The organism is Microbacterium sp. UBA837, assembly GCF_002296025.1.
Classification (GTDB): Bacteria; Actinomycetota; Actinomycetes; order Actinomycetales; family Microbacteriaceae; genus Microbacterium.
This window is the reverse complement of the sequence record NZ_DBHD01000080.1, coordinates 1-21,409: the sequence shown is the minus strand read 5'-3', so window position 1 is coordinate 21,409 and position 21,409 is coordinate 1. Positions and strand designations below refer to the sequence as shown.

Genomic DNA, 21,409 nt, shown 5'->3' with positions numbered 1-21,409 from the left:
GGCCATCGTCGACGAGGTTGCCGGCGAACGGGATGACGTCGAACGCGATGGGCGCAACGTACTTCTCGGGCTGCGGAAAATCGACAGCTGAGCCGTCGTGCACGAGGCGCAGGGTGTCGCCCTGGGCGAGCACACCCTCGACCTGGCCGAGCAGCTCCTGCGCGCCGGCAAGGCCTGAGCCGCTCACTGCCTGGTAGGTCGAGACGATGAGGCGCTCGAGTCCGGCCTCGGCATCCAGCACCTTCAGCACCGGCATCGCGGCCATCGTGGTGCAGTTGGGGTTGGCGATGATGCCCTTGACTGCCTGGTCGATCGCGTGCGGGTTGACCTCGCTGACGACGAGGGGAACCTCGGGGTCCATGCGCCAGGCGCTGGAGTTGTCGATCACGGTGGCGCCAGCAGCCGCGAAGCGCGGCGCGTGGGCGCGGCTGCCGGTTGCCCCGGCCGAGAACAGGGCGATGTCGATACCTGCGGGGTCGGCGGTGGCGACATCCTCGATGATGACGGTGTGCCCGCCGAACTCGACCGCGGTGCCAGCCGACCGGGCGGTGGCGAACAGCCGCAGCTCACCGATCGGGAACGAACGCTCCGCGAGAATCTCGCGCATCACGGTGCCGACCTGGCCGGTGGCGCCGACAACGGCGACGGAGAGTCCTGAATCGGAGATGCGGGTCATGGAGGTTCCTCGGATATAGAGCCTGGCTCGGCGTTGCGGCGGAGCGCTGAACCCCCTGATTCTACCGAGCCTCAGTTCCGCTTGACTCGTCGGCGAATCTCACGTTATTGTACGAACTAGTTAATACGTTATGGAGTCGACGAAGACATGCCACACCTGCTCATCCTTCACGGGCCAAATCTCGGGCTGCTCGGTACGCGTGAACCGCAGGTCTACGGGACGACCACCCAGCACGAGCTCGTCGACGCGGTCTCCGCGGGCGCAGCGGGACTGGGCTGGTCATGCGACTTCATGCAGAGCAACCACGAGGGTGCTCTCCTTGACGCGATCCTGACGGCACCGGGAACGTACGACGCCATCCTGCTCAATCCATCGGCATACACCCACACGTCGATCGCCATCCGTGATGCCGTGAGCGCCGTATCCGTCCCTGTCGTCGAAGTGCACCTCAGCAACGTGCATGCCCGGGAGCCGTATCGACGCATTTCCTATGTCGCCGAAGCGGCAGCAGCGACCATCTCCGGCGCAGGACCCGACGGGTACTTCGCCGCGCTCACGATCCTCGATCGACGACACCGGGAAGCCGCCGCATGATCCTCGTCGGACTCCTCGGTGAAGGCATCACCACCTCGCTCACCCCTCCCATGCATCGCCGCGAGGCCGACCTGCTGGGACTGGACTACGAGTATCGAATCATCGACACATCCATCGCCCAGCGCCCGGCGACCGACCTCCCCCGAATCCTCGACGAGATCACGGCGGAACACTATGACGCGCTGAATGTGACGCACCCGTTCAAGCAACGCATCATCCCCTATCTCGATGCACTTACCCCCGATGCCGAGGAGCTCGGCGCGGTGAACCTCGTCGTCTACACGGACGGCCAGACGATCGGGCACAACACCGACTGGACCGGGTTCGGCTTCGCGCTACGCGAGGGGCTGGGATCAGTGGAGAACCAACGCGTCGTACAGATCGGAGCCGGAGGGGCCGGCGCTGCGACGTCCTTCGCGCTCCTGCGCTCTGGAGTGAGCGCGCTGACGCTGGTCGACCGCGACATCCAGCACGCCGCCTTCCTTGCCGCCCGCCTGAGAGACCTCTTCCCGGGCTCGCGGATCGTCCATGTCCCACTCGCGGAGTCGACTTCGGCCATGAGCGACGCGCACGGTGTCGTCCACGCCACGCCGACGGGAATGTTGCACAATCCTGGACTGCCATTCGACCTCGACGACGTTCCTCGCGATGCGTGGGTCGCGGATGTTGTGTACCTGCCGCTCGAAACCGCTCTCGTGCGTGGCGCGCGGGAAAGGGGCCACCGCGTGCTCGACGGCGGACTCATGGCAGTCGGTCAGGCGGTCGACAGCATCCGAATCATCACCGGACACGAACCCGACGCCTCGCGAGTACGTGCGCACTTCCTCGAGCTCGTCGGAGCGGCGGTGACACCATGAGAAAGACCGCGATCGCGACGGTATGTCTCAGCGGCTCACTCGATCAGAAGATCGATGCGATCGCGCGGGCGGGATTCGACGGGATCGAGCTCTTCGAACCCGACCTGATCAGCAGCTTCGCAACGCCCACCGAGATCCGCGACCGCATCGCCGACGCCGGGCTGCGCATCGATCTGTACCAGCCTCTCCGTGACATCGAGGCGACCTCGCCCGAGGAGTTCAGGAGGTCCGTCGACCGGGCAAAACGCAAGTTCGCACTGATGCACGAGCTCGGGGTCGACACCGCGCTCCTCTGCTCGAATGTCGCGACCGCGGTCACCGACGATGACGACACCATGGCGGAACAACTGAGCGCCCTCGCCGACGCCGCCCGCGACCATGGAGTACGTATCGCCTATGAAGCGCTCGCGTGGGGCCGTCACGTGTCAACCTACGCTCACGCGTGGAAGATCGTCGAGAGCGCGGATCACCCGTCGCTCGGCGTCTGCCTCGACAGCTTCCATATCCTGGCCCGAAACAGTGACCTCGACGGCATCGCGGACATCCCCGGTGACAAGATCTTCTACCTGCAGCTCGCCGACGCACCGCGGATGACCCTGGACCCCCTCAGCTGGAGCCGCCACCATCGGCTGTTCCCGGGTGAGGGCGACTGGGACCTCGTCGATTTCACCGGACGAGTGCTCGATGCCGGCTACTCGGGACCGCTTTCACTTGAGGTCTTCAACGATGTCTTCCGTCAGGCCGAGGCTGTACTCACAGCGCGCGACGCCTGGCGTTCGCTCGCGTTGCTCGACATGCGGCTCGATGCCCGCACCGCCGCCCCCGCGCAGGTGCCGACAGTGCGCGGTGTGAGCTTCGCCGAGTTGCAGCCCGGAGAAGTCGGGCGCATCGAATCGCTGCTGGGCAAGCTCGGCTTCAGCCGACGCGGCACGCATCGCCGCAAGGACCTCTCGCTATGGGTGCAGGGGGACGCGCGCGTCATCATCAACAGATCATTGCTCGGCCCCGAGACGCGGATCGCGGCGATCGGGCTCGACGTTGCCGATGCCGCGATCGTGCACGGGCGTGCAGATGCGCTGCGGATGCCTCTCGCCCCACGGGACCGGCAGAAGGATGAAGCGACTCTCGACGGGTATGTCGCCCCCGACGGGACGGTCATGTTCGCGGACGAAGACACCTCGACATGGCTCACCGAGTTCGAGGAGCCCGAGAGTGCCGCGCCCGTCGGGCTGTGCAAGATCGATCATGTCTCACTTGTGATGCCGTGGCAGCGAGCCGCAGAGGCGCAGCTCTTCTTCGCCTCCCTGCTCGAACTGCAACGAGCCCCGAGCGTCGACGTCTCGAGCGAACGCGGCCTCGTATCGAGCACGGCGCTGACGCCCGCAGCCGTCACTGATGGCCCCGGGATCATCATCAACGTACCGCCCACGCCAGGGAACGAGCTGCCGCTCGTGAACCATCTCGCGTTCACCTGCACAGACCTTCTGCCCACGCTCACGTTGTTGCGCGAACGCGGCGTACCGACGCTTCCCATTCCTGACAACTACTATGACGATCTCGAGGCTCGAGGCATCCTGTCCGAAGAATCAGTTCGGAGTCTGCGCGAACTCGACGTGCTCTACGACCGGGACGGCGACGGGGAGTTCCTCCACGCCTACCTCCCCGCGATCGACGGTGTCGAGTTCGAGCTCGTCGAGCGAAGGCGTGGGTACCGAGGGTACGGGGCGATCAACACCCCCGTACGCCTCGCCGCTCTCCGGGCGGAAGCATCCTCCGCCCCGCCCCGTCGGCGGGAAGGAGTGCCTACCGCGAACTGAAGCTCCCCGGTCCCGGTTCGGCCGGCCACACCAGAAAGTCAGTTTCACCATCATGCACCGAAACACCTGAAGGGAATCAAAGGTGAACCCTCGAATCAACAGCACACGCCGCCGCGCAGCGGCAACCCTCGCCGTCGCAGCCGGTCTCGCGCTCGTCGCCTCGGGATGCGCGTCCGCCGAACAGGGAGGCGCGCAGTCCTCCGACGATGAGATCGTGGTCGGCTATTCCGGCTATACCCTCACAAACCCGTACTTCGCCGGCCTCATCAAGGGTCTAGAGGAAGGCGCCGAGGAGCACGACTTCCGGCTGATCCAGACCAACTCGAATGGCGACAACAACACACAGGCGAGCGACATCCAGAATCTCGTCAGCCAGGGCGCCGACTACATCGTCGTCAGCCCCGCCGACGCATCGGCGATCGTCCCCGCAGTCGAAGCGGCAGCCGAAGCCGGCGTGACGATGGTGGCCATCTCGGACACGATCGACTCCGACGCGATCACCTTCACCGTCGCGATGGACCACGTCAACATCGGGGAACAGAGCGCCCAGGGCATCGTCGACTTCCTGACGGAGAAGTATGGCGAGCCGCGGGGCAAAGTCGTCGAGATGCAGGGAATCGCTGGTAGCGCAGCGGGTGCCGATCGCACGAAGGGCTTCGACAACGTCATCAGCCAATACCCGGACATCGAGGTGGTCGCGCGAGCGGACGGCGGATTCGATACCGACAAGACCTTCCAGGCCATGTCGACGATTCTGCAGGCGCACCCCGACATCGACGCGGTGATGAACGCCAACGACAGCGAAGCCCAGGGAAGCACCAAGGCGATCGAGGCCGCGGGCCTGTTCCAGCCCGTCGGGGACCCCGACCACATCTTCGTCACCGGTAACGATGCTCCCGCCCCGGCGATCGCAGACATCCGCGCCAACCGACAGGACATGACCGTCGCGTCAAACCCCATCCAACTCGCGAAGCTCGTTATGAATGACATTGCGCGACTGGTTGCCGGGGAGACCGTGACCGGCTTCATCGAGTGGCCCGGACAGATCATCACGCCGGCGAACATCGACTCCGATGAGGTCCGCGAGTACGGGATCTGGGCGGATGAAGTCGGCTGACACGGTCCACGTCGTCCTCGAGGGCGTGTCCAAGACGTACGGAACGAACACCGTTCTGAAGAACGTCGGATTCGCCCTCGAGGGGGGCACCATCACGGGACTTGTCGGCGAGAACGGTGCGGGCAAGTCAACGCTCATCCGCACGCTCTCGGGAGCGGTGCACCCCACCGCCGGTCACATCACGATCGACGGCGAACCGCTCCCGCGCTCGACGGGCGCGGTGATCGACGCCGGGATCAGCGTCATTTACCAGGAGCTGACCGACATCCCCGATATGTCGCTGCTGGAGAACGTGCTTCTGGGGAACCTGAGTTCGCGCAGCGGCGTCAAGAACCGGGGAGAGAACCGTCGCAGGGCGCTCGCCGGACTGACCCGCGTCGGTCTCGCCGGGCTCGACCTCGACGCACCGATTCGCAATCTCACGATCGCGCAGCGTCAGCTGGCCGAGATCGCACGATGCCTCATTCGAGACGCCCGCGTCCTGATCCTGGATGAGCCGACATCTTCCCTACCTGAGCACGACGTCGAGACGCTCCTTCGGGTGGTGACTGATCTGCGTTCCCAGGGCATCGCGATTCTCTACGTCACTCACCATCTCGAGGAGCTGTTCCGCATAGCGGATCGGCTGGTCGTCCTGCGCGACGGTGAGAAGGTCGCTGAGGGTCCAACCTCAGACTGGGACGAACGCGCGCTCGTGCGCGCCATGCTCGCGAAAGACCTCGACCAGGCCTACCCCTGGCGCGAACGCGAGATCGGTCGACGTGTTCTCCACGTCGACGGACTCACTGCGCCGGGTGTGAAACGGATCACTCTGGACGCCCATGCGGGCGAGGTGGTCGGACTCGTCGGACTTGCAGGAGCTGGACGCACCGAGGCCATGCGCGCCATCGCCGGAGCGACATTCGCCGAGGCCGGAACCGTCGCCGTCGACGGAACCGTCCTGCACCGGGGAGCATTGCGCCGTGCACTGCGCGCGGGAGTGCTGTACGCGCCCGAAGACCGCAAGAAAGACGGCCTCGTGCTCGACGGGAGCGTGGAGTCGAACCTCGTGTACGGCGACTACCGCACCGTCTCGCGATGGGGGATCATCAGCCCCCGCGCGCTCGCGCGCAAAGCGCTGGACATCGCATCCCGCTACGGCGTACGGATGCACTCCCCGAGCCAACCCGTTGGTGAGCTGTCGGGAGGCAATCAGCAGAAGATCGTCGTAGCCCGAATATCTGAGCGCGAACCGACCGTCGCCCTCTTCGACGATCCCACCCGAGGCGTCGACGTCGGGGCGAAAGCCGGCATATACGACGAGATCTTCGACCTCGCCGAGCGCGGCGCCGCCGTCCTGGTGTGCAGCTCGGACACCGACGAGATTCTCGCCGTCGCCGATCGCATCTACGTGCTCGTCGCCGGTTCCGTGGTCGCTGAGATCCCTCGCGACCGATTCGAACGAGAAGACATCCTCCACCTGTCCGCAGGTGGGAACGCAACGAATGGAACGCCCGCCCCATGACCTCTTCCACCACCGTCGACACCACGCACCGCCCATGGGTGGACCGTGGTCGCGCCGCGCTCAACAGCACCCTTCTGCCGATCGTCGCCGCCCTCCTGATCGTGTCTGTCGTGCTCTCGTTCATGACGCCGACGTTCCTCACAGCGAGCAATCTGACCAACATCGTCACCCAGAGCGCCGTCGTGGGCATCGCGGCGATCGGCGCGACGTTCGTCATCATCACGAGTGGCATCGACCTCTCCGTGGGCGCGAACATCGCCCTCTCAGGGATGATCGGTGCAATCGTCGCCCAAACGACGGACAGCGGACTCATCGGAATCGCGGTCGTGCTATTGGTGTCCGCCGCGGTCGGCGCATTCAACGGCGCGTCGGTGGCCTGGCTGCGACTGGCGCCTTTCATCGTGACGCTCGCAGTCATGGGAATGGCACGGGGCCTCACTCTTCAGATCAGCCAAGGGCAATCGGTCTACGGACTCCCCGAGGCGCTGAACTGGCTCGGCGCATCGGCGATCTTCGACGTTAAGACTTCGGCTGTCGTGACGGTTCTGCTGTTCGCCATCGCACATCTGGTGCTCGCGCGCACGACCTTCGGACATCGGATTTACGCGGTCGGCGGCAACGCCGAGGCCGCGCGTCTCGCGGGCATCAACGTGCGTGGCATCGTGTTCTCGGCGTACGTGATCGCCGGAGTGATGGCCGGGATCGCGGCCCTCATCCTGCTCGGGCGTCTCGACTCCGCGACGCCCAACGCCGCGACGGGAACCGAACTGCAGGTGATCGCCGCCGTCGTGATCGGCGGGACGAGCTTGTTCGGAGGTAAGGGCAGCATGATCGGAACATTCGTCGGCGTGCTCTTGATCGGCGTCATCAACAACGGTCTCACCCTGCTGAATGTCTCCTCGTTCTGGGTGCAGTTCGTTCAGGGTGCCCTGATCTTCCTCGCGGTGCTGCTCGACTCGCTCAACAGCCGTCGACGCTCCCGCCGCTCACGGTCCTGAGCCGCGATGATGGAACGCGTGAGTTACCGGGACCTCGGACGCGAACTGTCCAATTGGGGCCGGTGGGGTGCATCCGACCAGCTCGGGACGCTCAACCTTGTCACCCCGCAGCGGCGTGTCGCTGCTGCAGGCAGCGTCCGTCACGGAATCACCCTCGATCTGTCCCTACCACTCGACGAGAACGGCCCGCAGGATGCCACAGGTACTCGCAGCAACCCGGTTCACGTGATGACGCGTCTGCCGGATGCCCCGGTGTCCCCTGGTGGCTTCCACTATTTCGACGACGCCCTGTTCCTCCATCTTCAGGGAGCGACGCAGCTGGACGCTCTCTCGCATGTCGCGTACGACGGGATGCTCTACAACGGGGTGACCCTGGACTCGATCACCGCGGCGGGTGCGTCGAGGCTGGGCGTGCAGAACCTCGCCGGGCGCATCACCGGCCGGGGTGTGCTGCTGGACATCCCACGTTCGCAGGGTCGGGACGCGCTCGATCCGCGTGAGCCGATCACGAGCGAGGACCTCGACCGCGCAGAAGCATATGCGGGTGTGAGGGTGGGTCCCGGCGACCTGCTCCTGATCCGCACCGGCTGGCTCGCGACGTTCACGAATCGCGGCGACCGCGAGGCGTACTTCGCATCCGAGCCCGGGCTGGCGCTCGAGACCGCCCGCTGGCTGCGCGAGCGGGATGTCGCGTTCGTCGGCTCTGACACATGGGGTGTGGAGGTGGCGCCGTCGGCCTCCGGTGATGTCATGCCTCTTCACTGCGTCCTGCTGAGAGATCTCGGGATGCCGCTCGGAGAGATGTTCGTCCTTGACGAGCTCGGCGAGATGGCCCACGAACTCGGGAGAGCGGAATTCCATCTGTCGTGCGCTGCCCTGCGCGTCACAGGCGGCGTGGGTACGCCGGTGAGCCCGATCGTGACATTCTGATGTGGGCAGGCAAGGGGACACCATGACGAGTGCGACGGAGGCCGTGCGCAGACGCCGAGATCCCGCGCAGACCAAGCAGGACATCCTCGAGGTGGCTACGGCGGAGTTCGCCGCTCAGGGGCTCTCAGGGGCCCGCGTCGACGAGATCGCCGCGTCCACGCGCACCACCAAGCGCATGATCTATTACTACTTCGGCTCGAAAGAAGGCCTATATCTCGCGGTCATGGAGTCGGCATATCAGGTAATTCGCCAGCTCGAGCAGAATCTCGACGTCGAAACGCTCGCTCCCCTCGACGCGCTGCGATCACTCGCGGAGTCGACATACGATCACCACACGAGCCACCGCGACTTCGTGCGGCTCGTCTCGATCGAGAACATCCACCGGGCCGAGATGATCTCCCAGTCCGAGGTGATCCCGGACCTGAACCGCACGGCCGTCGAGACCATTGGGCGGGTCCTTGACCGGGGGGTGGCCGCGGGCGACTTCCGTGATGACGTCGACGCTCTGGACCTGCACATGTTGATCAGTTCCTACGCCGTGTTCCACGTTGCGAATCGGTATACGTTCCGCACTCTCTTCGGGCGAGATCTTCTTGCGCAGGAGCGTCATGAACACTACCGACGCCTTGCGGGCGACATGGTCGTCTCGACGATGCGCGCCTAGACGCGAAATCGCTGCAGCGCGTGGCGAGCGCGAGTGGGTCTTAGCGGCCGGTGCCGGCGTAGACGGTCGCTGCACTGTCGGCATCCAGCCCGTAGGCGGTGTGCACGACGCGAGCCGCCTCGGCGATGTCGGAGCCGCGAAGCACCACCGAGATCCGGATCTCGGAGGTCGAGATCATCTCGATGTTGATCCCCGCAACGCTCAGCGCCTCGAAGAGGGTCGCTGATACGCCCGAATGCGTGCGCATCCCCGCACCGACCACCGAGAGCTTGCCGATCTGGTCGTCGTGCACGAGGCTTTCGAAGCCGACCTCGCTCTGGTCGGCGGCGAGCGCCTTCAGCGCCGGCGCGGCATCCTGCTTGGGGAGCGTGAAGGAGATATCGGTGCGTCCGGTGGCGGCAGCCGACACGTTCTGCACGATCATGTCGACGTTCGCACCCGACTTGGCGACGATCTTGAAGATCTCGGCTGCCTTGCCGGGCACATCCGGGACGCCGATGACGGTGATCTTGGCCTGACCGAGGTCGGTGGCGACCCCCGCGACGATGGGTTCTTCCATGGTGACTCCCTCCGGAGCATCGGGACGGGACTGGCCCGGACCCAGGACGTAGGTGCCCTCGCTCGAGCTGAACGTCGACCGGGCATGAATGAGGACGCCGTGACGGCGGGCATATTCGACGGCGCGGATGTAGAGCACCTTCGCACCATTGGCGGCGAGCTCCAGCATCTCTTCGCTGGAGACGACATCAAGCTTTCGCGCCATCGGCACGACGCGCGGGTCGGCGGTGAAGATCCCGTCCACGTCGCTGTAGATCTCGCAGACGTCGGCCTCGAGGGCCGCTGCGAGCGCCACAGCGGTCGTGTCGGAGCCACCGCGGCCGAGGGTCGTGATGTCACGGGTGTCTCGGTTGAAGCCTTGGAATCCGGCGACGATCACGATGGCGCCCTCGTCGAGAGCCTCGCGGAGTCGAATGGGAGTGACATCGACGATGCGGGCGGCGCCGTGCGTGGCATCCGTGATCATGCCGGCTTGGCTGCCGGTGAACGAGCGCGCCTCGAAGCCCATCGACGAGATCGCCATCGCCAGCAGCGCCATCGAGATCCGCTCACCGCTCGAAAGCAGCATGTCGAGCTCGCGCGGAGCGGGAATCGGTGCGACCTGGCCCGCGAGGTCGAGAAGCTCGTCGGTCGTGTCGCCCATGGCGCTCACGGCGACAACGACGTCGTGACCGGCACGACGTGTGTCGACGATCCGTTTGGCGACGCGCTTGATGCTCTCGGCGTCGGCCACCGACGACCCACCGTACTTCTGGACGATCAGCGCCACATGCAACTCCCGGGATGACAGGCTCGGATGCCGAACCCAGCGACCCATTCTACGGAGGCGCACATGCCGAACACGTCATGGGGACTGTCGGCGCCAGGTAGCACCGGAACGCGGCACGTAGGGTGGACGAAGCCATCCGTGACGAACTGGGAGCTTCCGCCATGCAACGCCGGCGCCGCCTACCGAATCCACTTGGCCGCCTCTTCCGGATCTCCGCAGACGCCTATCCGGCGACCGAAGCGCTTCCGATCGTCGATGACGCCGCTGCGGTGCGCATCCTCGACTTCGCCGTCCGCTTGGGCGAGACGATGCTGGTGACTGGTGCTCCCGCCTCCGAGGTGACCTTCGCGATCGTGCGCGCCGCCGGCGCGTACGGTCTACATCCGGTGCACGTGGATGTCACATACAACTCGATCACTGCTGCCTATCACCGCAGTGGCGAAGACCGTCCGATCACGCTCTTGCGCGTCGTCCGGGCGGCGGCTCCCGACTACGAGAAACTGCTACGACTGCAGGCGCTCCTGAACGAGGTCACGAGCGGCCTTGCGTTGCCGGAGTCACGAGCGCGCCTGACCGGGATCCGACGAACACCTTTCTCCCATCGACCGATCATCGTGGTCGCAGCGCAGGGCCTGCTCGCCGTGGGCGTTGCGATCATGTTCGGCGGCAATCCCGTTGTCACGGTTCTCGCGTTCTTCGCTGCAGCCCTCGCCGCGCTCACACAGTTCGGTCTCGCGCGGGCACGGGTGCCGTTCTTTTTCAGCCAGATCACCGCCGCCGCAGTCCTGACGCTGTTCGCATCGCTGGCTCCCGCGCTGGCTGGAACAGGCCTGCCGGGCGCCGCTGACGCACGCCCCTCCGTCATCGTCGCCTCAGCGATCGTGTTGATGCTCGCCGGCCTCACCGTCGTGGGAGCAGCCCAGGATGCGATCGACGGGTTCGCCCTCACCGCATCGGGACGCATCCTGGAACTGACCACTCAGACGCTCGGCGTTGTCATCGGCATCCTGGTGGGTCTGCAGGTCGCCAGCCTTATCGGGCTCACCGTCGATCCTCCGAGCGAGGCTCTCCCCCTCGGCGCCATCCCGCTGCAGTTCCTGGGCGCCGCGCTGATCGCCGTATCGGTGGCGGTCATCAACGGGTCAGGGATGCGGATCATCCTCGTCAGCGCGGCACTAAGCGTCGCAGCCTGGACCGGCTACCTTCTGGCGTCGCTCATCGGCCTCGACACCGCCGCAGCATGCGGCGTGGGCGCCCTCGCCGGCAGCTTCATCGGCATCCTGCTCGCCTACCGCCTCCACGTGCCGTCGGTAGCCGTGACGGCGGCAGCCATCTTGCCAATGGTGCCCGGTGCGATGGTCTTCCGGGGCCTGCTCACGCTGGTGCAGTCAGGTGAGGACCCGGCTCACATGCTCGTGGGGTTCGGGACACTCGTGAACGCCGGAGTGATCGGTATCGCACTGGCTGTCGGCGCATCACTGGGCATCTACCTCGGGCAGCCGGTGCGGGCGACCCTCACGAGTGTCATGAACGCGCGCGCCCGGTTCCGCATCTGACGAGCCGGGTTCTGCTGACCCGACTCAGATCGAGCGACGACCCTCGAAGGCGCGACCGAGCGTGACCTCGTCGGCGTACTCGAGATCACCACCGACCGGCAGACCCGAGGCGAGTCTCGTGACTGTGATCTGCAGGGAGGTCAGCAGGCGCGACAGGTAGGTCGCTGTAGCTTCACCCTCGAGGTTCGGGTTGGTGGCAAGGATGACTTCCTGAACGGTACCGTCGGCAAGTCGCTGCATGAGCTGCGCGATGCGCAGATCGTCGGGACCGACACCCGCGATCGGGCTGATCGCCCCGCCGAGGACGTGGTAGAGCCCGCGGAACTCGCGCGTGCGCTCGATCGCCGCGACATCCTTCGCGTCCTCGACGACGCAAATCAGCGTCTGGTTGCGGCGAGGGTCGCGGCAGATGCTGCAGCGATCCTGCTCCGATACATTGCCGCAGAGCTCACAGAACCGAACCTTTTCCCGCACCTCGGCGAGCACCTGCGACAGTCGCGACACATCGAACGACGGGGTCTGCAGGATGTGAAATGCGATGCGCTGCGCCGACTTCGGCCCGATACCGGGAAGCCGACCGAGCTCGTCGATGAGGTCTTGGACGATGCCGTCGTACATGCTCAGCCGAACCTCGTGGGTGATGCGTGCGGTTCTTCACGGATGAAGCGCGCCCCCAGCAGCTGGCGCACCACCGCCTCCCCGTAGCGCTGCGTTCCGTCGGGAGCCCGGGCGATCCGCTGTGCGACGACAGGCGCCTGCTCGGGGGCGACATCCAGATCGACACCCTCGCTGTCATCATCGTCGGCTGAGGGCTCATCAGCATCGAGGACGTCGCCCTCCCGGGGAGCCGGAAGCTGCACAGCGAGACCGACCGGCGCATCCTCGGGCTCGTCATCGACCGCGAGAGAAGGCGCAAGGACCGCGGTCGGCGCTTCGGACGAGGGGATGGGGGCGACCGCCCAGTCCGTCACGGCGGGAGCTGCGGCAGCCGCTGTCGTTCCGCCGCGAGGCTGCGCTGTCGTTCCGCCGCCACGAGGCGGGGCCGGCGTGCCGCCTCCGGGCTGTGCACTCGCGCCGCCGCCGGGCTGCGGCGTCCGGGGCGCCTCGCCCGGGCCCGGCCCGCCAGTAGGCCCGCCGTCTGAGGGGCCTGACGAGTCCGAGGGTCCGCCCGCGGGGTCGTGCTTGGCAAGGTACTTCACCCGGATGCCAAGAACCTGCTTGATCGCGGTGCGAAGATCTTCGCTGGGTCCTGCGCCGGCAAGAAGATGCTTGAACTTGGCGACGTCGGAAGCGTTCGCGAACGTGAGGGTGAGCACGTCGCCCGAGAAATCGGCAACTGTCGCGACAGACACCAGCAACCATGACGAGCGACTGATGCCCTCCAGCGCGGCAAGTACCGCAGCCCACTGCTCCCGAACCACGCCCAGCGTCACCGGCTCGGTCAGTGGCGCGGGAGGCACTGTCGCAACGCTCGTCTCCGAAACGCTCGCTTCCGTAGGCGCGGGCGAGGGAGTGGGAGCAGCAGGGGCCGGAGCAGCGGCGGGCGCCGGGGCAGCAGCGGCCGCAGGGGCAGGGGAAGCAGCTGGAGCGGGTGCCGGGGCAGCGGCCGCAGGGGCCGGGGAAGCAGCTGGAGCGGCGGCGGCCAGCGCCAGAACGCGCGCGCACATGAGCTCGAGCTGCAGTCGCGGTGAGGTGGCACCGGTCATCTCGTCGAGCGCGGCGACAACGACATCCGCTGTGCGCGAGAGCCGTTGAGCGCCGAACCGGTCTGCTTGCGCCGACATCCGCTGGAGGTCTTCGGGGGATGCGCCGCGTAGCACTGCTGCGGCGCCGTCCCCCGTCGCGGCGACGACGATGAGGTCGCGCAGCCGTTCCAGAAGATCGTCGACGAAGCGGCGCGGGTCTTGCCCGGTCTGTACAACCCGGTCGACGGCGGCGAAGACGGCACCGGCGTCGGATGCCGCGAGCGCGTCGACGATCTCGTCGAGAAGCTCGGCATGCGTGTACCCGAGAAGTGCGACCGCGCGTTCGTACGTGACGGCGCCTTCCGAGCCCGCGATGAGTTGGTCGAGCAGCGACAGCGTGTCTCGCGGGGACCCGCCGCCGGCGCGGACGACCAGGGGCAGCACACCGGGATCGACGACCACGCCCTCGCTCTCGCAGAGCGAGCCCACATACTCGAGCATCGCCGCCGGCGGGACGAGTCGGAACGGGTAGTGGTGCGTGCGCGACCGGATCGTGCCGATGACTTTCTCAGGCTCGGTCGTGGCGAAGATGAACTTCACGTGATCGGGAGGCTCTTCGACGAGTTTGAGCAGGGCGTTGAATCCCTGCGGCGTCACCATGTGCGCCTCGTCGAGGATGAAGATCTTGAACCGATCACGTGCGGGTGCGAAGACGGCGCGCTCCCGCAGATCGCGTGCGTCATCGACACCGTTGTGGCTGGCGGCGTCGATCTCGACGACATCCAGGGATCCCCCGCCGCCGCGTCCGAGCTCGATGCAGCTCTCGCACGTACCGCAGGGGGTGTCGGTCGGTCCCTGGGCACAGTTCAGGCACCGCGCGAGGATGCGCGCCGAGGTCGTCTTGCCGCACCCGCGAGGCCCGGAGAACAGGTAGGCGTGCCCGACGCGGTCGCCCCGCAGCGCGGTCATGAGCGGTTCGGTGACCTGACTCTGCCCGATCATCTCGCCGAACGCCTCGGGGCGATACCGGCGGTACAGGGCGGTGGTCATTCGTCCAGCCTAGGGCGTGGTCACGACATCGGGTCAGCGGCCTGCGGCAGCTGATCCGGCACGCTCTCGAACGTCTCCGGCGACCCCACGATCGGGATCGAGGTCGTGACGACCGGCACGGATGCCGACAGCAGCGACCCGTCGTCGCGGGTGACATCCGCGAACTGACGAATCGAGGGTCGGCCGGGAATCACCGGACCCTGATCGGCAAGCGGAATCATCAGCTCTTGCTCGGGGTCGATGACGTACTGAGCGCCCCGCACCGAGAACGAGACGCTCTGCCCCGGCCCCGCCGCGAACCACATCCGGTCGCGGGCGATCGTCACCTGCAGCCGCGTGCCCTGCCAGTGCAGCGTGAAGGAGAGCTCCGGCCAGTCGGCAGGCAGCCGCGGATCGAAGCTCAACTCCCCGAAGTGGTCGCGCATACCTCCGAATCCACTGACCAGCGCGGTCCAGACGCCGCCGGCCGAGGCGACGTGCACGCCATCCGCGGCATTGTGATGCAGGTCGCCGAGATCGACATAGATCGAGTCGAGGAAGTACCTCAGGGCGAGGTCCTGGTAGCCGACCTCGGCAGCGAGGATCGCCTGCACGACTGCCGACAGCGTCGAGTCCCCCGTCGTCAGGGGGTCGTAGTACTCGAAGTCGGCCAGCTTCTCTTCGGCGGTGAAGTGGTTGCCCTGCAAGAACAGCGCCAGCACCACGTCGGCTTGCTTGAGCACCTGGTACCGGTAGATCACCAGCGGGTGGAAGTGCAGCAGCAGCGGCCGCTGGTCGGGCGATGTGTTCTCGAGGTCCCAGACTTCCTTTTCGAGGAAAACGGCGTCCTGGGGGTGGATGCCGAAGGCATCGCTGAACGGGATGTTCATCGCCTCAGCCGCGGCCTCCCACGCCTCGACCTCGTGCTCCCCCAGGCCCAGGCGATCCACCATGAGGCGGTAATCCTCGGGAGCGTCCAGGGCCATGTCGCGCAACGTGTGGGCAGCGAAACGCAGGTTGAAGCGAGCCATGACGTTCGTGAAGAGGTTGTCGTTGACGACTGTCGTGTACTCGTCGGGCCCCGTCACACCGTGGATGTGGAACGACCGCTCGGAGTCGAGTTCCGTCTCACGCCAGAACCCGAGGCTCGCCCACATCCGGGCGGTCTCGACGGCGATATCGACGCCTTCGCGATAGAGGAACTCGGTGTCGCCCGTCGCCCGCACATACTTCGCGAGGGCAAAACTCACGTCGGCATTGATGTGGTACTGAGCGGTGCCAGCGGCGTAATAGGCCGAGGCCTCCTCACCGTTGATCGTGCGCCACGGGAAGAGCACCCCGGCCTCGTTGAGTTGACGCGCGCGCCGACGCGCGGCGGGAAGCATGAGGTACCGCATCCGCAGTGCGTTTCGCGCCCACTGCGGGGTCGTATAAGCCAAGAACGGCAGCACGTAGATCTCGGTGTCCCAAAAGTAGTGACCCGAGTAGCCCGACCCCGAGACACCCTTCGCGGGGACGCCGAGCCCATCGGCCCGCGCGGCAGCCTGGGCGAGCTGGAAGAGGCACCAGCGGGTCGCCTGCTGCAGATCGTCATGGCCGCCGATCCGAACGTCCGAACGCTCCCAGAACGCATCCAGCCATTCGCGCTGGCGCGTGAAGAACGTATCGACGCCCTCGGCCTCCGCGCGGTCAAGGGTCCTGCGGCACCGATCGACCAGTTCTCGCGCGGGAACACCGCGCGAGGTGTGGTAGCTCACGAGCTTAGTGACGGTGACCGGCACGCCGGCCTTCGCCCGCACCCGGAACACGTTCTTGGCGATGTCGGGTTCGATCAGGCGCCGCGGGTCGTACTCGTTGTCGGTGGTGATGATGTGGTCGGCGACGACCGCGATCGTCATCTCGGATTCGGATGCCTTGTAGGCCAGCGCCGATCGCGTGCCGTCCTGCCAGTACTCCTGTGGCTGCAGAACGCGCTGGTGGATCCGCTCGGCCCGGCGCGGATCGAATCCCGCCTTCTTGGGTGCGACGGGAGTTCCGCCGTAGACGTCCTCGCCGTCTTGCCGGTTGATGATCTGACAGCTGATGGTGACCGGCGCATCGGCGTTCAGGACCGTGACGGTCTGCCGAAGGATCGCAAGGTGCTTCTCCTCGAACGACACCAGCCGATCATCCTCGATCAGCACCTCTTTGCCCGACGGTGTCACCCACAGGATCCGCCGACGCATGACGCCGTCGCGCATGTCGAGGACACGCTCGTACTCGCGCACATCGGCGATGTCGAGTGACAGCGGCTCGTCGTCGACGTAGACCCGCATGATCTTGGCATCCGGGGCGTTGATGATCGTCTGGCCGACCTCGGCGAACCCATACGCCTGCTCCGCATGCCGGATCGGGAAGACTTCGTGGAAGCCGTTGATGAAGGTGCCGTGCTCGTGCGCGAAGCGACCCTCGGGGCTGTTGCCCCGCAAGCCCAGGTAGCCGTTACCGACGGCGAAGAGTGTCTCGGAGACCCCGACCTCGTCGTGCGAGTAGCTCGTCTCGACGAGCCGCCATGGGTCGATGGGGTAGCGATCACGATCGATCACGCGGACTCCTCCGGTTCGGGTGCGAGAGCAGCGGTAGGGATGCCGGCACCGTCGCCGTCGAGGAACTCGGCCAGATCGGAGACCACCACGTGTGCGCCAGCGTCGCGCAGCACCTCGGCTCCGACGCCACGGTCGACGCCGACCACGAGCGCGAATCCGCCAGCAGCCGCGGAACGTACCCCTGACAGGGCATCTTCGACGGCCGCGCTGGATGTCGGGTCGACACCGAGCATCGCAGCAGCCTCGACGAACACGTCGGGGGCGGGCTTGGAGGCCAGCCCGTCGCGTTCGGCGATGACGCCGTCCATGATCACCTCGAAGCGATCGATAATGCCGGCGGCAGTGAGCACTTCCCGGGCGTTCTTGGAACTCGAGACCACCGCGATCCGGGTACCGGCATCCCGCAGCACGTCCAGCAGCGCGAGCGAGCCCGGATACGGCGCGATTCCTTCGCTTCGCAGCACGCTCTCGAAGACAGCGTTCTTGCGGTTGCCGATGCCGCAGACGGTGTCGATCTCAGGCGAGTCGCTCGGGTCGCCCCAGGGTACTTCGACATCACGGCTCCACAGCAGGCTCGCGACGCCGTCGTAGCGCTTCTTGCCGTCGAGGTGCTCGAAGTAGTCACGCTCGGTGTACTCGGGCGTGATGTTCCACGCCGCGAAGAGCTCCTGAAACATCGCCTGCCACGCATGCATGTGCACCTCGGCGGTCGGTGTCAGCACCCCGTCCAGATCGAAGAGCACCGCATCGTAGGCGGTGAGATCGGGAAGAGCGTCGGCCACAGGAATCCTCCCGGCGGGTGGCGATGTCGAAAGCGTTGGCACGAGCCATGGCAATAGGTCGGGTACGGCTGACGCCGTGGTGCAAGCGTAGTAGTTCGACCCTGCCGCAATGCTGGTTTGCGGGCGCTCAGCCCTGCGCGACGCCCAGAGTTTGCCGAGCGATCTCGAGTTCTTCATTGGTCGGTACGACCAGGACGCTCACCTCAGACGCATCGGTCGAGATACGACGGATGCCGCGCTCCCGCCGCTCGTTGCGTTCGGGGTCGATCTCCACTCCCGCAAAGCCGAGGGTTTCGAGGGCCGCCGCACGGATGATGGGCGAGTTCTCGCCGACGCCGGCGGTGAAGGAAATGACATCCACGCCGCCGAGCTGCGCGAGATACGCACCGGCGTAGGTGCGCAGGCGATGGATGTAGACGTCGAAGGCCAGCGTCGCCGCCTCATCGCCGTCCTCGCGTCGCTGTTCGATGTCGCGCATGTCGGAGGCCCCCGCCAGGCCGAGCAGTCCCGAGCGCTTGTTGAGCAGATCGTCGAGGTCGTCGATCGAGAGCCCCGCGCGTCGCGCGAGCTGGAACACGATGGCCGGGTCGACGTCGCCCGAACGGGTGCCCATGACAAGTCCCTCCAGCGGTGTGAGCCCCATGGACGTGTCGACCGAACGACCACCGTCGATCGCGGTGACCGAGGCTCCGTTTCCGAGGTGGAACACGATCTGCTTCAGGTCTCCCAGCGGCCGGTCGAGGAACGCCGCTGCGGCTTCGCTGACGAACTTGTGTGAGGTGCCGTGGAAGCCGTACCGGCGCAGGCGGTGCTCCTGCGCGAGTTCGGTGTCGATCGCATACGTGTAGGCGGCGGGGGCGAGCGTCTGATGGAACGCGGTGTCGAAGACCGCGACGTGAGGAATCGTGTCGAACGCTTCCTGTGCGGCACGGATGCCCTGCACGGCCCCTGGGTTGTGGAGGGGCGCGAGTACCGACAGGTCTTCGATGTTGATGAGCACCAGCGGAGTCACCAGCGTCGGCTCGAAAAAGCGCGCCCCACCGTGCACGACGCGGTGACCAACGGCGACGGGCGGATTCGCCTGCAGTGAGGGGCCGTGCGCAGCGAAGGCATCGAGCATCACCTGGAAGCCTGCGGTGTGGTCGGGAATCGGCAGGTCTCGCTCGGAGGTCGCGCTCACGAATGTCGGTGCCGGCTCATCCGGGGCGAACTCCGCCGCGGTGACGGTGTGACGCGCGTGACCGTTCTCTTGCCCGATCCGTTCCACGAGGCCCGAGGCGAGCACCGCTTCGTTGTCCATGTCGATCAGCTGGTACTTGAATGACGACGAACCGCTGTTGACGACGAGGACGACACTCATGCGGTGGTCCCTTCCTTCTCACTGGATGCTGGAGCCGAGGTGTCGGCATCCGCTTGGGCCTGAATCGCGGTGATCGCGATGGTGTTCACGATGTCGTCGACCAGCGCGCCCCGCGACAGGTCGTTGATGGGTTTGTTGAGCCCCTGCAGGACGGGCCCGATCGCGACAGCTCCGGCCGAGCGTTGGACCGCCTTGTAGGTGTTGTTCCCGGTGTTGAGGTCCGGGAAGACGAAGACTGTTGCGCGACCGGCGACCTGTGAACCGGGCATCTTCGCGGCGGCAACCGCCGCGTCAGCCGCTGCGTCGTATTGGATGGGGCCCTCGACGAGCAGTTCCGGCGCCCTGTCGCGGACCAAGGCGGTGGCTGCGCGCACCTTCTCGACATCCGCCCCCGACCCGGACTCCCCCGTCGAGTACGACAGCATCGCGACGCGGGGGTCGATCCCGAACTGCGCGGCTGTCGCTGCAGACGAGATCGCGATGTCGGCGAGTTGCTCAGAAGTGGGATCAGGGATCACGGCGCAATCGCCGTACACGAGCACGCGGTCGGCCAGAGCCATGAGGAAGACGCTCGACACCACCGAGACACCCGGCTTGGTCTTTATGATCTCGAACGCCGGACGGATCGTGTGCGCCGTCGTGTGCGCAGCGCCCGAGACCATGCCATCGGCCAGGCCCAGGTGAACCATCAGCGTCCCGAAGTAGGACACGTCGGTGACGGTGTCGGCTGCCTGATCGAGTGAGATCCCCTTGTGGGCCCGCAGGCGCGCGTACTCCTGCGCGAACTGTTCGACGTAGTGGGGGTCGAACGGGCTGATGATCTGCGCTGCTGTCAGGTCGACGCCGAGCTCTGCCGCTCGCGTGCGGATATCGCCCTCATCGCCGAGGATGACGAGGTCGGCGATGCCGCGCGCGAGGACTGTCGCGGCGGCCCGGATGACGCGATCGTCGTTTCCCTCGGGAAGCACGATCCGCCGCCGATCCGCGCGGGACCGCTCCACGAGCTGGTATTCGAACATGAGTGGGGTGACGACTGACGACCGCGCCAAGCCGAGCGATCTGCTCAGCATCGCGGTGTCGACGTACTGCTCGAACATCGACAGCGCGGTGTCGTACCGCCGCTGGGATGCCGCGGCGAAGCGTCCCCGCGTATTGATGACCTTGACGGCGGTCTCGAAGGTGCCCTCATCGGTTGCGATGATCGGCAGGTTCGAGGAGACGCCATCCATCAGCCTGTCGATCTGTTCGGGCAGGGGGAACGGGCCGTTGAGCAGGATGCCGGAAATCGACGGGAACGTGCCCGAGGAGTGCGCCAGCAGCGTCGCCAGCAGCACCTCGGTGCGGTCGGCTGGGATCATGACGATGGAACTCTCACTCAGCCGCGGCAGCACGTTGACCATCGACATCCCCGCGATCACGACACCGAGGACCTCGCGCGAGAGCAACTCCTCGTCGCCTTTGATCAGGGTTCCATCGATCGCCGCCATAACCTCGCGCATCGTGGGGGCCACCAGGAACGTGTCCTCGGGAATCGCCCACACCGGCACGACACCGTCGGATGCCACGTGCTCGGGCTCGCGAGCATGATCGATGACCTCACGCACGGATCCGACGACGTCTTCGATCCGCTCCGCATCGGCACGGTTGACGATCACCGCGAGGAGCCCCGCTCGTCCGTGGGCGAGCTCGGCCAGTGCTAGTGCGGTGATCTGGCCAATCTCCTCGGGGGTTCGCGCAGGTGACGACCCGAGCTTTTCCGCTTCGCCGGTTCGGCCGCTCATCACGAGCAAGACTGGGGCACCGAGATTTGCCGCGATGCGGGCGTTGTAGCCGAGCTCCGCGGGTGACCCGACGTCCGTGTAGTCGCTCCCCACGATCACGACGGCGTCACACTGCGCCTCAACGGCCTTGTAGCGCTCCACGATCTT

General features: G+C 66.2%; 17 protein-coding genes. 9 read left to right on the top strand and 8 right to left on the bottom strand.

Annotated elements, in window-relative coordinates:
- The coding region (locus B3587_RS05870; protein ID WP_292727114.1) for an aspartate-semialdehyde dehydrogenase at nucleotides 1-676 on the bottom strand (676 nt) is incomplete at its 3' end.
- 147 nt (nucleotides 677-823) lie between these two features.
- Between B3587_RS05870 and aroQ the strand changes: the two genes are divergently transcribed.
- From aroQ to B3587_RS05830, 8 genes are all read left to right on the top strand, one after another.
- A complete protein-coding gene (aroQ, locus tag B3587_RS05865) occupies nucleotides 824-1,270 on the top strand; it encodes a type II 3-dehydroquinate dehydratase (RefSeq protein ID WP_292727112.1) in 447 nt (148 codons plus the stop codon).
- Nucleotides 1,267-2,127: a shikimate dehydrogenase gene (locus B3587_RS05860; protein ID WP_292727110.1), complete on the top strand. Its 861-nt coding sequence runs from the start codon at nucleotides 1,267-1,269 to the stop codon at nucleotides 2,125-2,127. Before aroQ ends, B3587_RS05860 begins: the two co-directional genes overlap by 4 nt.
- Nucleotides 2,124-3,944, top strand: coding sequence for a sugar phosphate isomerase/epimerase and 4-hydroxyphenylpyruvate domain-containing protein (locus tag B3587_RS05855; RefSeq protein ID WP_292727109.1), 1,821 nt, complete (start codon nucleotides 2,124-2,126; stop codon nucleotides 3,942-3,944). The genes B3587_RS05860 and B3587_RS05855 overlap by 4 nt, the downstream gene beginning before the upstream one ends.
- Before the next feature lie 82 nt (nucleotides 3,945-4,026).
- Nucleotides 4,027-5,061, top strand: coding sequence for a sugar ABC transporter substrate-binding protein (locus B3587_RS05850; protein ID WP_292727108.1), 1,035 nt, complete (start codon nucleotides 4,027-4,029; stop codon nucleotides 5,059-5,061).
- On the top strand, nucleotides 5,048-6,565 hold the full coding sequence (locus B3587_RS05845; RefSeq protein WP_292727106.1) for a sugar ABC transporter ATP-binding protein: 1,518 nt from the start codon (nucleotides 5,048-5,050) through the stop codon (nucleotides 6,563-6,565). The genes B3587_RS05850 and B3587_RS05845 overlap by 14 nt, the downstream gene beginning before the upstream one ends.
- Nucleotides 6,562-7,563 (top strand): ABC transporter permease, encoded by a 1,002-nt coding sequence (locus B3587_RS05840; protein WP_292727104.1) that lies wholly within the window; start codon nucleotides 6,562-6,564, stop codon nucleotides 7,561-7,563. Before B3587_RS05845 ends, B3587_RS05840 begins: the two co-directional genes overlap by 4 nt.
- An 18-nt stretch (nucleotides 7,564-7,581) precedes the next feature.
- The gene (locus B3587_RS05835; protein ID WP_292727102.1) at nucleotides 7,582-8,493 is read left to right on the top strand and encodes a cyclase family protein; all 912 of its coding nucleotides are present in this window, start codon (nucleotides 7,582-7,584) and stop codon (nucleotides 8,491-8,493) included.
- Between the two features lie 22 nt (nucleotides 8,494-8,515).
- Complete coding sequence (locus tag B3587_RS05830) at nucleotides 8,516-9,157, top strand: TetR/AcrR family transcriptional regulator (protein ID WP_292727100.1); 642 nt, start codon at nucleotides 8,516-8,518, stop codon at nucleotides 9,155-9,157.
- A 40-nt stretch (nucleotides 9,158-9,197) separates the two neighbouring features.
- On the opposite strand, the gene B3587_RS05825 is transcribed toward B3587_RS05830, so the two are convergent.
- Nucleotides 9,198-10,484 (bottom strand): aspartate kinase, encoded by a 1,287-nt coding sequence (locus tag B3587_RS05825; protein ID WP_228178037.1) that lies wholly within the window; start codon nucleotides 10,482-10,484, stop codon nucleotides 9,198-9,200.
- Nucleotides 10,485-10,606: 122 nt separating this feature from the next.
- Between B3587_RS05825 and B3587_RS05820 the strand changes: the two genes are divergently transcribed.
- Nucleotides 10,607-12,040: a threonine/serine ThrE exporter family protein gene (locus B3587_RS05820; protein ID WP_292727099.1), complete on the top strand. Its 1,434-nt coding sequence runs from the start codon at nucleotides 10,607-10,609 to the stop codon at nucleotides 12,038-12,040.
- 24 nt (nucleotides 12,041-12,064) lie between these two features.
- On the opposite strand, the gene recR is transcribed toward B3587_RS05820, so the two are convergent.
- The 6 genes from recR to pta form a co-directional block, all read right to left on the bottom strand.
- A complete protein-coding gene (gene recR / locus B3587_RS05815; RefSeq protein ID WP_228177993.1) occupies nucleotides 12,065-12,658 on the bottom strand; it encodes a recombination mediator RecR in 594 nt (197 codons plus the stop codon).
- Nucleotides 12,659-12,660: 2 nt separating this feature from the next.
- Nucleotides 12,661-14,775: a DNA polymerase III subunit gamma and tau gene (locus B3587_RS05810; protein ID WP_292727096.1), complete on the bottom strand. Its 2,115-nt coding sequence runs from the start codon at nucleotides 14,773-14,775 to the stop codon at nucleotides 12,661-12,663.
- A gap of 20 nt (nucleotides 14,776-14,795) precedes the next feature.
- The gene (locus B3587_RS05805) at nucleotides 14,796-17,339 is read right to left on the bottom strand and encodes a glycoside hydrolase family 65 protein (RefSeq protein ID WP_292727094.1); all 2,544 of its coding nucleotides are present in this window, start codon (nucleotides 17,337-17,339) and stop codon (nucleotides 14,796-14,798) included.
- Complete coding sequence (locus B3587_RS05800; protein ID WP_292727092.1) at nucleotides 17,336-18,121, bottom strand: HAD family hydrolase; 786 nt, start codon at nucleotides 18,119-18,121, stop codon at nucleotides 17,336-17,338. The genes B3587_RS05805 and B3587_RS05800 overlap by 4 nt, the downstream gene beginning before the upstream one ends.
- A gap of 127 nt (nucleotides 18,122-18,248) precedes the next feature.
- Nucleotides 18,249-19,481, bottom strand: coding sequence for an acetate kinase (locus tag B3587_RS05795; RefSeq protein WP_292727090.1), 1,233 nt, complete (start codon nucleotides 19,479-19,481; stop codon nucleotides 18,249-18,251).
- The coding region (gene pta, locus B3587_RS05790) for a phosphate acetyltransferase (protein ID WP_292727088.1) at nucleotides 19,478-21,409 on the bottom strand (1,932 nt) is incomplete at its 5' end. The genes B3587_RS05795 and pta, both read right to left, overlap by 4 nt.

Bases quoted from the DNA above. Each gene is read 5' to 3' on its own strand.
- aroQ (WP_292727112.1), top strand. From the start codon at position 824: ATGCCACACCTGCTCATCCTTCACGGGCCAAATCTCGGGCTGCTCGGT.
- B3587_RS05860 (WP_292727110.1), top strand. From the start codon at position 1,267: ATGATCCTCGTCGGACTCCTCGGTGAAGGCATCACCACCTCGCTCACC.
- B3587_RS05855 (WP_292727109.1), top strand. From the start codon at position 2,124: ATGAGAAAGACCGCGATCGCGACGGTATGTCTCAGCGGCTCACTCGAT.
- B3587_RS05845 (WP_292727106.1), top strand. From the start codon at position 5,048: ATGAAGTCGGCTGACACGGTCCACGTCGTCCTCGAGGGCGTGTCCAAG.
- B3587_RS05840 (WP_292727104.1), top strand. From the start codon at position 6,562: ATGACCTCTTCCACCACCGTCGACACCACGCACCGCCCATGGGTGGAC.
- B3587_RS05830 (WP_292727100.1), top strand. From the start codon at position 8,516: ATGACGAGTGCGACGGAGGCCGTGCGCAGACGCCGAGATCCCGCGCAG.
- recR (WP_228177993.1), bottom strand. From the start codon at position 12,658: ATGTACGACGGCATCGTCCAAGACCTCATCGACGAGCTCGGTCGGCTT.
- B3587_RS05810 (WP_292727096.1), bottom strand. From the start codon at position 14,775: ATGACCACCGCCCTGTACCGCCGGTATCGCCCCGAGGCGTTCGGCGAG.
- B3587_RS05795 (WP_292727090.1), bottom strand. From the start codon at position 19,481: ATGAGTGTCGTCCTCGTCGTCAACAGCGGTTCGTCGTCATTCAAGTAC.